Below are 14648 nucleotides of genomic sequence, written 5' to 3'. Positions count from 1 at the left end.
AGCGCATGCGGACTTAAGCTTAACTACACAAAAATCAACAGAACCTAACCGGGTAAAAGCTTAAAGCAGCTGAAATGTAAGCATTAAAGCATCGAATAATTTTATCGATAGTTAAAATTAATTTATAAAATCTCGTCTATGCGCCGGCATAATCATGATGTTACAGCTTTGTTAAGCACCTTTATCAGCAGCAACCTCTGTTACGCCCTTATCGTCATCAATTATTTTTATTGAAGGAGACAGCGACAGCGAAACACCTGGTTACGTGGCTACGCAGCCTGAAAAATATCGCGGCAGCATTATTACGCGACGAATATAAACGCGCAGGCGCATGCATAACGCCGCCCGGCCTTTATAGCTGTTTTGGCCAGCCGGAGCCGATCGTTCAGCCGTCGGCCTGCAAACGCTGCGCCAGCATTAACGCCAGCTCGTAGCCGCCCTGCTCCAGAGCAAGCGCTTCGCCTTCGCTGAAAGCCTGCCGGGTCAGGCCGGTCAGCACCGCGCCGGGCGGCACTTCAATCGCCAGCCGGACGTCTCGCTCGTTGGCCGCTATCATTGCCTCATGCCAGCGCACCGTGCGCGACATATTATACGCGAGGTCGTCCGCTATCTGCGCCGGCTGCCAGAGCACCCGGCCGCTACTACTGCTCAGCCAGGCGCGACGCGGACGAACAAGGGTGATCGCCTTAAACGCCTCCGCCAGCTTTGCCGTCGGTTCCGCCAGCAGCGCGCAGTGCGAAGGCACGCTGACCGCCAGCCGGTGCGTTTTCTGCGCCCCTGCCGCTTTCGCTCTTGCCGCCGTCGCCTGCATCGCCGCCTCGCTGCCCGCAATCACCAGCTGCCGCTCCGCGTTGATATTGGCCAGCCAGCTCTCTTCTCCCAGCAGCGGCTCCAGCTCGCTCTGGGTGAGGCCGATAATCGCGGTCAGCCCGTAGCCCGCCGGATAAGCCTGTTCCATCAGCTGCCCACGCAGCGCCACCAGTCGTAACGCATCGTCGAAGGCCAGCGCGCCCGCGACTACCGCCGCCGGATAAGCGCCAATGGATAAACCGCTGGTCATTGCAAACGCCAGGCCCTGACGCTCCAGCTCCCGCGCGTGCGCCACGCCCGCAATTAACAGGCACAGCTGTACCGCGCGCGTATGCCGCAGCGCGTCTGCCGAGTCCAGCGCCGAGGCGTCTTCATTCAGCGCTTCGCTGGCCTCTTTCAGGATTGCCTCGCCCTGAGGCAAATTTTGCAGCATGCCGGGCCGCTGCGGTCCCTGTCCGGGAAAGGTCAGTAAAATTTTCATCGCGGCGTCTCCCACGGCGCGGCGGTCAGAAAAGGGCCGCCATTGGTTTTCAACAGCGCTCTGCCGTCGCGCAGCCACTCCGCCAGCGCAAAACCGCCCAGCCTGGTTTCCAGCTGCGTATCGGCATGGCAGGGCAGGCTGGCACAAAGGCTTTGCCAGCGCTGCAACGCCGATGCGGCGGGCGGCTCGGGCACGCGGATCAGTAAATCCAGATCGCTGCCCGCGTGCATTACGGCTTCGCCGGTCGCCAGCGCATAGCCTAGGCTGCCGGTGATGCCCCACGGCCACGGCCAATCTGCCTGCGCAAGCCGCAGCGCCGCCTGAACAGGCGGCAAAGTATGAAAAGGGGTATGCGGCAGCCGATCGATAAGCGCTTCCGGCGACAGCACGCGCACCACTGCCGAAGCGTCAACCCAGCCCGCCGCGCGCTGATAGCGGGCCGGGCCGCGTACGCCGATGGGAATACGTCCCTGCGCATCGCTGTCGCGTCGCACCACCAGCGGCAAAGCTGGCTGCCAGTGGGCGACCCATTCCGGCAAATCGCCCTGCAATGCTTCACGATCGCTCAGCCAGAGCAGATCGTGCGGCCGAACATCCATTGCTACATTCCTGCGGTTAATGAAATAAACAGCGGCAGCGTCACTATGCTCAGCACGGAGGTGATCAGCAGAGTGGCTTCCGCATCCGGCGACTCTACGCCGAAGCGATTGCCGAACACGACGCCAAAGAAGCCTGCCGCCAGCGCGATCATCAGGATCGAGGCGATCGCCAGCGAGCCGTGCAGCCCCAGCGCCAGCACAATGCCCCAGGCAATAAAGGGCTGAATGAGCAGTTTAGTCACGCTGGCGACGATCACCGCCCGATTGATCCTGATCTGACGTGCGGAAAGGATCAGCCCGGTCAGGAAAAGCGCCGCCGCGGTGGCGGCCAGCCCCAGCGGCCGGATGGTAGAGAGCAGCAGCTCCGGCATGTGAAAGCCAAAGGCGGAAAGCACCACGCCCAGCAGCGGACACCAGACGATAGGCTTAATAACCGATCGCCACATCAATACTGGCAGCATTGCGGCGCTGGAGTGCTGCGTGCCCTCGGTTTTCGCTTTTTCACGCTCCAGGATCAGCAGGCAAAACGGCGTCATCAGCACCGAGCCGCAGGCTATTGAGACGGCGACAGACAGCGAGGTTTCGGGAGTGGAGCCCAGCACGCTGCCAAGGATTGGCAACCCCAGCGCGGCATAGTTGGGCAGCGCAACGGTCAGCGTCAGCACGGCGGCATCCTGCGGCGCTTTGTGAAACACGCGGGTACAGAGAAAATAGATAGCGGCGTAGGCTATCCACATCGCCAGTACCAGCACCGCCGCCAGCGGTGCCTGCCCGACGATACCAGCCCAGGGCGTTTGCACCGTGGCGGTAAACAGCGCCGCCGGCAGGGCGAAGTCCATGACGAAAACGTTCAGCAGGGCAACGTTGTGGTTATCGACCTTCTTTGCCTTACCGGCGTAAAAGCCCAACAGCATAATGACGAAAATTGGAGCCAGAGCATGAACGATCACGTAAGTCATAACTTGCGCCTCGCAGGCTGAACGCGTCAGGGCAGGATTGCCCGCTGTCTTGCTGGATTACCAGGCCGCGCGCATTTTTTCCCGCACCAGCGCGGAGCTGCGGCGGTTTTCGCCCTTAAGGCGATCAAGAGCGGGATCTTTGCGCGCCGAGCTGACCGCCTGCTCCAGCGACGCGCGCACCCGCTGAACATCGCCATCTTCAGGCGCATCCGGCGAGGCGATATCCAGCAGCGCCTCCAGCAGGCCTAACGTCTGGTAGTTATTGATGTCGTAAGCCATTGGCGCAATGGTCTGCGCCAGCTGTTCCAGCGCCTCAATGCTGCGCAAGGTGATGCGCGCCGCCGCCGCTTTCCCCATTGCGTGCACCATCACGTCCGGATCGTTAAAGGCAATCAGCCGGTTCGCCTGGTAGCCGTGCGCCAGGAACGCGCCGGACATCGCTTTACCGACGATCAGCCCGATCACCGGGTGTCCGGCCAGCCGCGCTTTGGCATAGGCGCCTACCGCTGCCGCCAGCGCCTGGTGGATGCCGAACGCTTCTTCGCGGCGGCCATAGGCCTGGCTTGGCACGTCGATGACCGCCACAATCGCCCGCTTCTGTGCTTTGTCCGCATCCGCCACTATTGCTTCATCGATAACTTTCGCCAGCGTCCAGCCTTCCAGCAAGCCGACCTCGCCTTTAGCGGCGCGCGGAAAGTGGTTCTGCTCGTCCGGCACCACCGCAATATAACGCGCGGTCTCTTCGCCCAGCGCCGCATCCGCCGCCTGCACCGAAGGGCAAAGCCCGCCCAGCCTTTCAGCCCCGTTGGTTAACAGGCTGAGCCATTTTTCACCACGACTGACGCTCATCCGCGATCCTCCCTTGCATAGACTTCGTTAACCTGCTGTGCATCGGCCTGTCGCCCGGTGTTCATTTCGCTCAGGCGCGGCAGATAGTAGCTGTACTCGTCCGAGCGATGCCGGGCGGGCACGCCACGCGCGATCGCTTCTTTCATCGCTTTTTTCACCGCATTGGCGCCGTCGGGCACCAGCACGTCGGCCAGCCCGCTGCGATAGCGCGCTTCGCCGCCGGTCATGCTCCAGATAAAAGGCCGGTCGCGGGAATCGTATTCCGCAATACCCGCCTCTTGTTCGATAACCTGCGGACCGTTGAGGCCAAGCCTCGCTTCACGGGTGACGATCAGCGAGCTGCACAGCCCGGCGGCAATAGACATCCCGCCAAAGCAGCCGACCGTACCGGCGATGATGCCGATAACCGGCGTATAGCGGCGCAGATCGACGATGGCGGCGTGGATATCCGCAATGGCCGCCAGGCCAAGGTTTGCTTCCTGAAGGCGCACGCCGCCGGTTTCCAGACAAAGCACCGCCCGCGTCGGCATACCTTTGCGGTTGTCTTCGGCAGCCAGCTCCAGCGCCGCCGCCATTTTCGCGCCGGAAACTTCGCCCATGCTGCCGCCCTGAAACGATCCTTCGATGGCGACGACCACCGCTGGCTGACCGTCGATGGTGCCTTTCATCACCACCATGCCGTCATCGGCCTGGGGCACGATGCCCTGTGCGGGCAGCCAGGGCGACATAATGCCGTCAAAAGGATCGAGCAGCTCGCGTCCGCTGCCTTCATCCAGCAGCAGCCGCGCGCGCTGGCGGGCCTTAAGTTCGATAAAGCTGCTGTCATCACGCATCTGCGGCCTCCTCAAATACCTGCTCAATACGAATACGCGCCACGCCGGGCGTCGCGCCGAAATCGTGAATGGTCATCTCGCCCGCCGGCAGCCCGGAAAAAGCGCTCAGGCGATCGAAAAGCGCCCGCCAGCGCGTCCCGCTGTTGTCGACGGAGGTGGTCAGGTTGACCGTCAGCTGCTGGCCCGCTCCGGCCACAAACAGCACTTCCATATCGCCCGAGCCCACCACGCCCGCCAGCGCTTTACCGCTGAGCTGTCGTGTGGCCGACAGGGTAAACGTCATCTGTTCCATAAAATCCTCTCAGAAAGTGGTGTCGCCCAGCCTGTCTACAAACAGCGTGGCGGCAAGTAAATCGGCGGCGCCGCCGGGCGAGGCGTTCAGCGACAGCATGTGCGCGTCCAGACGGGCCAGCGCGCGCTGCCCGTGCGGCGTTTGCGCCCCTCCGGTATCCAGCACGGCGCGCGCGCCGTTCTGCATCGCCACCAGCCCGTAAAGCCCGGCGCGGGAAAGTACGCAGGTATCGCTGAGCGAACTCATGATTGCCATCAGCGCGTTCAGCTGTGCCTGCGCTTCCGTCGCCCCGTCGTGCCTGCTGCGCCTTAGCTGCGGCAGCCCAAGCTGCATAATGTGGGGAAAGCCTTGCTGCGCCTCTTCGCGCGCGCCGGGCACCTGATAGCGGCGCGTCGCACACAGCCCTTTGCTGAACAGTTTCGGCGCCTCGTCATCCGGCAGCTGCGCCAGACTGGCCGCCGCCTGCGCAACCTGATGCTCGCTGCCCTCGCCCGCCAGCATGGCGCTGGCGCTGACCATCAGGCCGGTCGCCCAGAGCGCGCCGCGATGGGTGTTGACGCCGCGCGTCGCCTGCATCATCTGCCGTTCGCCTTCACGCCCCAGCCTGCCTACCTGCTGCCGTAGCGCGATATCCGCCGGACGCTGCCAGCAGTGCAGCGCCAGAGCATAAAACGCGGGCGTCAGGCTGCGCGCCGAAGCCTCCATCAGCACCAGCGTCAAATCCCGATGCGCGCCGCTGCCTCTGCCGTCGACCAGGCCGGGTTTGGGCGTCAGCCGGGCTTCGTCGATCAGGCAGCGCGTAGCCAGCTCCGCCAGCCGCGCAGCCTGCCGCTCTATATCGCTCAGCGAACATGAAGAAGGTTTCATTACCAGCTCCGGAACTTAGCCGGCGGCTGATAAAGCCCGTCCGACCACTCGACCAGCTCCGCCACGCTGCCCGCCGCCAGCAGCGATCGGGTGGCTTCGGTACGGCGAATGCCTAAATCTTCCGGGAAGGCGACTTTGCCCTCGCGGCGTAAATTGGCCACTCTTTTCGCGTCCACGCCCAGACCGATATCGGTAATGCCCGCCACCGCCGCCACCATTGCCCGACGCTCCTCCAGCGTTTTCGCACGGTAGAGATAGGCGATGCCCTCTTCGGTCAGCACGTGGGTGACGTCATCGCCGTAAATCATCACCGGCGCCAGCGGCATCCCTGAGGCTTTCGCCACGTCTACCGCATCCAGCTTTTCGACAAAGGTCGGCTTGCCGCCGCCCTGGAAGGTTTCCACCATCTGCACCACCAGCTTGCGACCGCGCGCCAGCGGATCCGGCTCGTCAATCATCGCCAGCCAGGCAGGCGTGGCGTGGCGACGTCCATGCGGATCGTGCCCCATATTCGGCGCGCCGCCGAAACCGGAAAGGCGGCTGCGCGTTACGGTCGAGGAGTTAGCCAGGCCGTCAACCTGTAGCGTGGAGCCGATAAACATATCGACCGCGTACTGGCCCGCCAGCTGGCAAAACGCGCGGTTGGATCGCATTGAGCCGTCGGCGCCGGTAAAGAAAACATCGGGGCGCGCCGCGACATAGTTTTCCATGCCCAGCTCGCCGCCAAAGCAGTGCACGCTTTCGACCCAGCCGCTCTCTATCGCCGGGATCAGCGTTGGATGCGGGTTCAGCGTCCAGTGACGGCAGATTTTGCCCTTCAGCCCCAGCTTTTCACCATAAGTCGGCAGCAGCAGCTCGATGGCGGCGGTGTTGAACCCGATGCCGTGGTTCAGCGACTGTACCTGATGCTCGGCATAGATCCCTTTGATCGCCAGCATCGCCATCAGGATGTGCTCCTGTTTGATCAGGCGCGGATCGCGGGTAAATAACGGTTCAATAAAGAAGGGTTTGTCGGCGACGACAACATAATCGATCCAGGATCCAGGAATATCGACGCGCGGCAGGTCGCACTCGTCATCGACCAGTTCGTTGACCTGAGCGATAACGATGCCGTCGTGAAAAGCGGCGGCTTCTACCAGCGCGGGGGTGTCTTCCGTACTTGGCCCGGTGTAGAGGTTGCCTTTGCGATCGGCTTTAAAGCCGGCGATCAGCGCGACGTTAGGCGCAAGATCGACATAAAGCCTCGCATAGAGTTCGACATAGGTATGGATAGCGCCAATTTCCAGCTGGCCATCTTCCAGCAGCTGAGAAATACGCAGGCTTTGCGGCCCGGAGAAGGAGAAATCCAGCTTGCGTGCGATCCCCTTTTCAAACAGATCCAGATGCTCGCTGCGCCCGACGCTGGGCATGATCATATGCAGATCGTGCACGATCTCCGGGTTGACTTCGGCCAGGCTGCGCGACAAAAAGTCCGCCTGTTTCTGGTTATTACCTTCCAGCACCACGCGATCGCCCGGCGCGATCAGCCTTTGTAGCAAATCGACCAGATCGTCGGTCGGCAGCACTTTGCCGTTGATACCGAGCTGCTCGATGCGGCGTTTTTTTTCACTTCGACGTGTATCCCATACGCGGTTGGACGTTTGTCCCGGCAGCATGTAAACCTCCGTAACGCAGTAGGCGGAGGATCGGCTTATGCAGACGACAGCGCCGATCCGGCGGATAAATTTGAAGGTAGCCGCCGGTGAAAGATTGCGCAAACCGATGAAAAATCAATTGGGTAACCAGAGATGACAAAATGTATTTTTACAGCTTGCCGCTGGCACTGCCTGGCGCGGCGCTTTTTGAGCGGCAAAACCTACGGTGCCGGGCGGCGGCTGCGCTGTGGGTGCGGCCCGCTCCGGCAAAGTGACGCGTACGCCAGTACCCGTCTAAAAAAGAGACGCTATAAAAAAATATTTGGCAAGGCGCGCCTGATGCGGCAGACGCGCCAGCAAGAAGGGAACTAATCAGCCTGTAAAGGGTGCCATATTTCAGTCACCGCGCCTTCGCCGCCGGTAATGGGATCGTGCTGCGGTACAGGTACGCGCTTAATAGCCAGTAGCGAAGCCTCCACATCTTCCAGATCGCTGCGTCGCGTCACTGGCTCCATGCCTTGTGGATAGGCGCCTACGGCAAAAAAATCCTCGCTGGCCGCCAGCTGCTGGTGTCCTACGCCTGCCGGGATCAGGATCGCATCGCCCGCGTGAACGGTGACCGCCCTGCCCGTTTCGCCGCCGAAAAGGATTTGCGCCCAGCCTGCGCCGATACCCAGCAGCTCATGGGTGTTGGGATGATAGTGGGTATAGGGATAAATCGGATAGCGCCAGCGCGGCGTCCAGCGATGGCGGGCGAACGTTTCTTCAAACCAGGCCGCCACATCTTCCACCTCACCCGGCACCACGCGCGGATAGATAATCAGCGGCAGCGGATTATTCGGCACGCCGCTGGCCGGCTGGAACGTCATATATTGCGGATTGTTTGACATACCCGCAGAAAAGGTGCCGGCTGCAAAAGACATCATCGCAAGCAGGTTACCAGCATGGGTTAGCATAAGATGCCTCCTGTAATTTCGGTGTTAATTAATTGTGACACCTGGCGGCAAAGATGCAATCATTACGATCGGTTTTTGATCACATAACTTCTTAATTTTTCTCTACTTAACCCAAATTATTCAACCACCTGCCTCGGCGGAAAAATGTCAGGCCATTTTGCATCCCGCAAATAGTTCACGCGCCTGCCAAAAAAAACGATTTAGTAATAAACAGGCTGTTTTTAAGAAGAAGAAAATAAAATTAAAAGGCGGCTCAATCCCTTAATAATTATAAGGGATTGATCAACGAAAAAATGGGAAAACCGCGCTGGTATGGGGCGCCGCGTGACTGGCAGCAACGGCCTGCCTGACGCTATTCCTGCGCTGCGCACGGCGCTGAACAACAACGGATAACAGCAGCACATTATTAAAACCGTTCCCCGAAAGGCTATATTCTGGAAACGGCATACTGGCATATCCTGCCGCCGGAAATGCAGGCGTCGGTGACGGCTACGGCTTCTGCACGCTCCCGGAAAAAGAAGCGGAACCCCCACCCGCCGATTGCCCGCTTCTGGCGCTTGCTGTGCCCGGTACAGAGCATAATACTGCTTATTCTGTTCATAGCTGCCGGAAGCATGCGCGCCGCGCCTGTTCACGGTTCGTTCGCCGCCTGTTATGAAAAAGCTTCCCTGCGCGCAGCCCGATGGCTGGCGGCAAAAAGCGCGCTCAGGCCTTCCTTATCCCGTTCAGGCGAAACCGCCGTCAGCAGCAGGAGCAGGCTAAGCGCACGTTGGCAAAGATCGGTAAAATTTTTCTCCCAGTCGGTGACGAGATGGCCTGGAAAAAAGTTATGGCAGAGTTCATAAAACAAAAAATTACCGACGATCTTTCGCCGCGCGCTGCTCGCTTTTTGCAGGTCGCGCCACGTCTGCCGTAGCGCCTCCTCACCTGTTTGCCGCATCGCTTTCAGCTTGTGCAGCCTGGCGTCGCTATCGACCAGCAACCATATCGGCAGCGCCTCCAGATGCTGCCCGGCGATCGGCGGAAAGCCGTGTTCCTCCTGCTGACGGCAAAGCGCCTGCACCAGCCGCCGGCGTCCGGCGGGCTGAAGCCATGTCTCCAGCAGCGCGGCCCGCCGCTCCGGGTCGAGCGGGCCAGACCGGTGAATAAAACCGTACAGCGCATAGAGCAACAGTACAGGCTCAGTCCGGAAAGCGGTAAACAGCCGCAGGCAGTGCTGATTCATCTGTAATCGCTCTGCGGAGAGTTGGGGTAAATGTTCGGCCAGGTCTTCGCTGACGCTCAGGGTACAGGACGCTGTCAGGCTCAGGATTTCCGCCGCTGCCCGGTTGCAGCTGATGTCCGCACTGTGGCGCACGTGGTTATTCCAGCGGAACTGCAGCAGCGGCGATGCGCCGTCGCAGCCGGAGCAGCCGCAAAGATGAATGTTTTGCCGCAGACGCAGAACGTAATCGGGCGTCCAGACGGTAGCCGTTACGCCTTCCGTTAATAATGACCGTGCGCTATCCGTCCTGTTCCCCTTTCTGCTATGGATGCTGGCAAAATTATTTTTCATCATTGTCACGCCGCCCCGGATTGGAATGCACAAAGTAATTAACAAAAAAACAATATTTCCCTATTTCCATTCTGGTAATCCTTACCTGATTTAACTTGTTATCTGTTTATTTGAAGGCAGCTTAATATTTAAAAGCAGAATTAACCTGGTGCTTTATCCGTTATTAGGACAGTACAAACATATAACAAGCCAGCGGCCATAACAAATCGGCGCGTCATGCATTTTAATTGTGGCAACCTGTAATTAATTTAAACAAAAGTGTATTAGCGCTTACCGCAGACAGATCTGTGTCGTCCGCCTTTTACAAGACGCCACTCGTTTTTTTCATTATGTTTCTTGCGCTTTCAGGTGATTTATTTTTTTGTGGTGATAATAGATCCCGTTATCGATTAACTTATTTATGCCGAAAGAAAAGCGACAGGTAGGTTGAAAGAGGCTGTACTTTCGGCTGCGGCGGCGAACCCGTCGGCGTTTTCACCCCCCGCCTCCGCCTGCGGGCAGACGGCGACCGTTCTGACGCGTTCTGGTAACAAGAACGTTAATTTTGTTATATGGACAACTGTTATAGCTTTATTCGCATTAACTGTGTCTGCCCTTCTTGCGCCAGGTGTGGTCTACTGATGCCTGTACCAAGAGGAGGTTCAGAGTGGAAGACGTTAAACAGATCCTGCTGCGCGAAATCGACACCCTTAATCGTGAAGAACAGCGCGATAACCGACCGCGTTTCAGCTTCAATTTTCTGAAAAGTCATCCTGGCTTATGGGCGTCGATGTATGTTTGCTATGCCCTGACCGTCGCGCTGATTTTTACCACGGAGTTTCTGGGCTGGCCTGCATTCTGGGGCGCCACTTTTTTCGTGCTGCTGATGAGCGGCCTGATGCTGCTGGATGTCAATCCGCGCTACCGCTTTGAGGATATCGACACGCTCGATCTGCGCGTGTGCTACAACGGCGAATGGTATTATGTACGTACCCTGTCCGACAAGGCGATCCAGGACATTCTTGCCAGCAGCCAGGTGCCGGACAACGTTAAGCAGGGCATTCAAAAGCTGCTGCAGCTGAAAGGCGAAGTCGATTTTTACGACGTTTATCATCTGACCTGGGGCCAAAAACGCGCCTCTGCCGTCTGATATGTCAGGGCCAGCGCTGGCCCTGAAGCATTTCCGCAATCAACCTGCCCAGCGTTGCTACCGCCGCCTCCCGCAAGTCATTCCATTCCCAGGCCGTATTAAAACGAAAATAGTTAGCATACTGCTCGCTGGTAGAAAACATTTTACCGGGCGCGATGCTGATTTTCTCGCGCAGCGCCCGATAGTACAGCTCGGTGGTGTTAACCGCTTCCGGCAGCTCGATCCATAAAAAGTAGCCGCCCTGGGAGTCATTGATTTTGGCGCTGGCGGGCAGATGCCGCCGCAGCGACTGCCGCGCCAGGCTTTTGCGCTGCTCCAGCCGCTGGCGCAATCGGCGTAAATGCACGTCGTAGCTGCGGCTGCTCAGGTAGTCGACCAGCGCCAGCTGCATCGGCGCGCTGGTCGAAATAGTGCTCATTAACTGCAGTCGCTGAATTCGCTGCGCGTGTCTGCCCGCCGCCACCCAGCCCACGCGAAATCCCGCCACCAGGTTTTTAGAAAAAGAAGAGCAGTGCAGCACGCTGTCCTGCTTCTCAAACGCCTTTGCCGGCAGCGGTTTTTCGCTGCCGAACCAGAGTTCGCTATAAACATCGTCCTCGATTAGCGTTACCTGATGCGCTTCCAGCAGCGCCACCAGCGCCTGCTTTTTCTCACGGCTTAGCGTGCAGCCCAGCGGGTTCTGCTGATTCGACATCATCCAGCACGCTTTGACCGGCAGCTTCGCCAGCGTGGCGGCCAGCTCCGTCAGATCGATTCCGTGTTGCGGATGCGAGGCGATAGCGACAGCCTTGAGCTGAAGTCGTTCGATAGCCTGTAGCGCGCCGTAAAAACAGGGGTTTTCCACCACCACCCAGTCGCCGGGCACGGTAACCGCCTGAAGGCTCAAATTCAACGCCTCCATCGCGCCGTTGGTGATAACGATCTCTTCCGGCGAAACCTGAATGCCCTGTAGCGCATAGCGTTTTGACAGCGTTTTGCGCAGCGCCTCGTTGCCCGGCGGCAGGTTGTTTAAGGCGTCCGCCGGTTTTAACGAGTGCGAAACAGCGGAGAGCGAGCGCATCAGCTGGCGCTGCGGGAAGAGTTCAGGATCGGGAAAGGCGGAGCCGAAAGGCATGATGTCCGGGTCGCGACACGCCTGCAGCACCTCAAAAATAAAGTCGTTGATATCGACCGATTCCGTGAGCTGTACCTTCTGATGGCTGGCGGGCTGGCTGAGAAACTCCGCCCGCGGCGCTACATAGTAGCCGGACTGCGGCCGGGAGACGATCCAGCCCTGGCTTTCCAGCACCTGATAGGCGTGCATCACGGTCATCAGGCTCATTCCACTCTGCGCCACCTGCTCGCGCAGCGAGGGGAGCTTTTCGCCCGGCAGCCAGATCTCACTGGCGATCTGCTGCTGGATTTGGTCGATTAACTGCAGATATTTTGCCAAAACTGTTACAGGCCCGTGCTCAGGAATGAGCAACTATTATAGTTAGGCGGGCCGTGATTAAACAGCTTTTGACACCGGGATCTTCTCCTCCGCCGCTTTTTTCTGTTCCGGCGTGCGGTTGGACTCGTGGTTGCCTGCATAAAGCTTCAGGTGCGGCACCTGCTCAGGGGGAACCGGTTTGCCCAGCAGATAGCCCTGCAGCGAGTTGCAGCCCAGACCGGTGAGAAAGGCCTGCTGCTCTTCCGTCTCTACGCCTTCCGCCACTACTTTCAGGTTCAGCGTCTGCGCCAGCGCCACGATAGCGGTAACAATAGTGGCGTCTTCGCTCTGCGTATGCAGCTCGTTAACGAAGGCGCGATCGATTTTCAGCTCGCTGGCGGGCAGGCGTTTCAGATAAAGCAGGCTGGAATAGCCGGTACCAAAATCGTCAATTGAGGCTTTTACGCCCAGCTCGGTCAGCTCGGTTAAAATACGCACGCTTTCGTCAGGATCGCGCATGGCGGTAGTCTCGGTCACTTCCAGCGTCAGCAGCTCTGGCGCAATCTGATGTGTCTTCAGCGCGGCGACCACCGTTTCTACCAGTCCGGCCTGCTCAAACTGGAGCGACGACAGGTTGACCGCTATCGACCATTGCGTATGGCCCATCTGATGCCAGACGCGAAGCTGGCGACAGGCTTCGTTAATCACCCAGTTGCCGATGCTGACGATTAGCCCGGTTTTCTCCGCCAGCGGCAGAAAAATGTCCGGCGACAGCAGCCCGCGCTGCGGATGCTGCCAGCGGATTAACGCTTCAAACCCGACGATAGGGCCCTGCGGCGCGCAGAATTTCGGCTGATAGAAAAGGCGCAGCTCGTCATGTTCCTGCGCCAGCCAGAGGTCATTGATCAGCTGTAGCTGATTTTGCGCGATGGTATTCATCGACGGCTGGAAGAAGTTATAGCCGTTACGGCCGTTGTTTTTGGTGTGGTACATAGCGGCATCGGCATTAAACATCAGTTCCCGCTCGTCGTTGCCGTCGCCCGGGTAGACTGCAATACCGATGCTCAGCGACACCACCAGCTCATAACGCGAAATCAAAAACGGCTCGTCGATAGCCTTGACCAGCCTATCGGCCACGGCGGCGGCGTCGTTCGGCTCGCTGATTTCCACCAGCAGCACAAACTCGTCGCCACCCAGCCGCGCCAGCGTATGGTGCCCGATCGGTAAATTTTTCATTCGCTCGGTGACCGCAACCAACAGGCTATCGCCAACGTGGTGGCCAAACGCGTCGTTAACGGCCTTAAAACCGTCCAGATCCATAAACATCAGCGCGAAAGCGCTCTCTTCCCGCACGGCCTTGCTCAGTGCCTGATCGAGGCGATCTTCCAGCAGAATACGGTTAGGCAGGCGGGTTAAGTTGTCGTGCAGCGCCAGCTGGGCCAGCTCGCGGTTGGCTTCCGCCAGCGATGAAGCCAGCACCGAGGTTCTGGCCTGCAGCCGCGCGTCGAGCGTGGAGACCACCAGCGTAATACCCAAAATAGACAGCGTCACTACCACGACCAGCATCGCCAGCCAGCTGCTGTTAACGCCCATCTGCGTGGCGTGGCTGTCCATCGGAAAGCTGGCCGCCGCCATGCCGCTGTAGTGCATCCCGGCGATGGCGGCCCCCATAATCAGCGCCGCGCCGGCGCGCAGCAGCGCTAAATGCCCTTCGCCCTGACGTAGCTTAAACGCCAGCCATAGCGCGGCCGTTGAGGCGCCCAGCGCGATCGCGATCGACACCGCGATCCAGCGCCAGTCCCAGACAATACCCGGTTCAAACATCAGCGCGGCCATGCCGATATAGTGCATCGCCACCACGCCGCTGGCCATCGCCAGCGCGCCGACCAGCAGACGGGCAAAGACCAGTTCACCGTAGCAAACAATCCAGAGCGCAAAAATTGAGGCGACTACGGCTACAAACATGGAAATAAACGTGAGCAGCGGATCGTAGCTCATCACCATCGCCAGGTTCATCGCCAACATGCCGATAAAATGCATAGACCAGATGCCGATGCCCATCGCAAAGCCACCGCCAACCAGCCAGACGCGGGCCGCTTTCCCCGTAGAAGTTGCCACCCTGCCCGCCATATCCAGCGCGGTATAGGATGCCAGGAAGGCAACAAAGATGGAGACGATAACCAGCAGCTGGTCGTAGGAGCTCATAAGCATATGCAAATCTCTGAAGCAAAAGCCAGATTACTGGCACCGGGTAAGGGAATAACAAAGCTGTT

The 14648-nt window shown here is 59.1% G+C and carries 13 protein-coding genes; 1 reads left to right on the top strand and 12 read right to left on the bottom strand.

Annotated features, from left to right (window positions below; translation table 11 throughout):
* Positions 1-385 precede the first annotated feature (385 nt).
* The 10 genes from mdcH to EGK14_RS01140 all read right to left on the bottom strand — a co-directional run bounded on the left by mdcH (position 386) and on the right by EGK14_RS01140 (position 9838).
* Positions 386-1291, bottom strand: coding sequence for a malonate decarboxylase subunit epsilon (gene mdcH, locus EGK14_RS01185; RefSeq protein WP_125287245.1), 906 nt, complete (start codon positions 1289-1291; stop codon positions 386-388).
* Entirely contained in the window at positions 1288-1890 is a 603-nt protein-coding gene (locus EGK14_RS01180; RefSeq protein ID WP_125287244.1) for a malonate decarboxylase holo-ACP synthase, read from the bottom strand. The genes mdcH and EGK14_RS01180 overlap by 4 nt, the downstream gene beginning before the upstream one ends.
* Before the next feature lie 2 nt (positions 1891-1892).
* Positions 1893-2849 (bottom strand): AEC family transporter, encoded by a 957-nt coding sequence (locus tag EGK14_RS01175; RefSeq protein WP_125287243.1) that lies wholly within the window; start codon positions 2847-2849, stop codon positions 1893-1895.
* Between the two features lie 57 nt (positions 2850-2906).
* Positions 2907-3698: a biotin-independent malonate decarboxylase subunit gamma gene (gene mdcE / locus EGK14_RS01170; protein ID WP_125287242.1), complete on the bottom strand. Its 792-nt coding sequence runs from the start codon at positions 3696-3698 to the stop codon at positions 2907-2909.
* A complete protein-coding gene (locus EGK14_RS01165; protein ID WP_125287241.1) occupies positions 3695-4531 on the bottom strand; it encodes a biotin-independent malonate decarboxylase subunit beta in 837 nt (278 codons plus the stop codon). Before EGK14_RS01165 ends, mdcE begins: the two co-directional genes overlap by 4 nt.
* Positions 4524-4823, bottom strand: coding sequence for a malonate decarboxylase acyl carrier protein (mdcC, locus tag EGK14_RS01160; protein WP_125287240.1), 300 nt, complete (start codon positions 4821-4823; stop codon positions 4524-4526). The genes EGK14_RS01165 and mdcC overlap by 8 nt, the downstream gene beginning before the upstream one ends.
* A gap of 9 nt (positions 4824-4832) precedes the next feature.
* Positions 4833-5690 carry a triphosphoribosyl-dephospho-CoA synthase gene (locus EGK14_RS01155; protein WP_125287239.1) on the bottom strand — a complete coding sequence of 286 codons (858 nt, stop codon included), beginning with the start codon at positions 5688-5690 and terminating at the stop codon, positions 4833-4835.
* Positions 5690-7345: a malonate decarboxylase subunit alpha gene (mdcA, locus tag EGK14_RS01150; RefSeq protein ID WP_125287238.1), complete on the bottom strand. Its 1656-nt coding sequence runs from the start codon at positions 7343-7345 to the stop codon at positions 5690-5692. The genes EGK14_RS01155 and mdcA overlap by 1 nt, the downstream gene beginning before the upstream one ends.
* A gap of 347 nt (positions 7346-7692) precedes the next feature.
* Positions 7693-8280, bottom strand: a complete 588-nt coding sequence (locus EGK14_RS01145; protein WP_125287237.1) for a cupin domain-containing protein — start codon at positions 8278-8280, stop codon at positions 7693-7695.
* A 652-nt stretch (positions 8281-8932) separates the two neighbouring features.
* The gene (locus tag EGK14_RS01140; protein ID WP_125287236.1) at positions 8933-9838 is read right to left on the bottom strand and encodes a hypothetical protein; all 906 of its coding nucleotides are present in this window, start codon (positions 9836-9838) and stop codon (positions 8933-8935) included.
* A gap of 643 nt (positions 9839-10481) precedes the next feature.
* Here EGK14_RS01140 and EGK14_RS01135 point away from each other — a divergent pair.
* On the top strand, positions 10482-10964 hold the full coding sequence (locus EGK14_RS01135) for a YlaC family protein (RefSeq protein ID WP_125287235.1): 483 nt from the start codon (positions 10482-10484) through the stop codon (positions 10962-10964).
* Between the two features lie 4 nt (positions 10965-10968).
* On the opposite strand, the gene EGK14_RS01130 is transcribed toward EGK14_RS01135, so the two are convergent.
* Both EGK14_RS01130 and EGK14_RS01125 read right to left on the bottom strand, forming a co-directional pair.
* A complete protein-coding gene (locus EGK14_RS01130; protein WP_125287234.1) occupies positions 10969-12396 on the bottom strand; it encodes a PLP-dependent aminotransferase family protein in 1428 nt (475 codons plus the stop codon).
* Between the two features lie 57 nt (positions 12397-12453).
* A complete protein-coding gene (locus EGK14_RS01125; RefSeq protein WP_125287233.1) occupies positions 12454-14586 on the bottom strand; it encodes a bifunctional diguanylate cyclase/phosphodiesterase in 2133 nt (710 codons plus the stop codon).
* Positions 14587-14648: the final 62 nt, after the last annotated feature.

Source organism: Erwinia sp. 198 (genome assembly GCF_003937915.1).
Taxonomy (GTDB): Bacteria; Pseudomonadota; Gammaproteobacteria; order Enterobacterales; family Enterobacteriaceae; genus Erwinia; species Erwinia aeris.
This window is presented reverse-complemented; position numbering and strand designations above follow the sequence as displayed.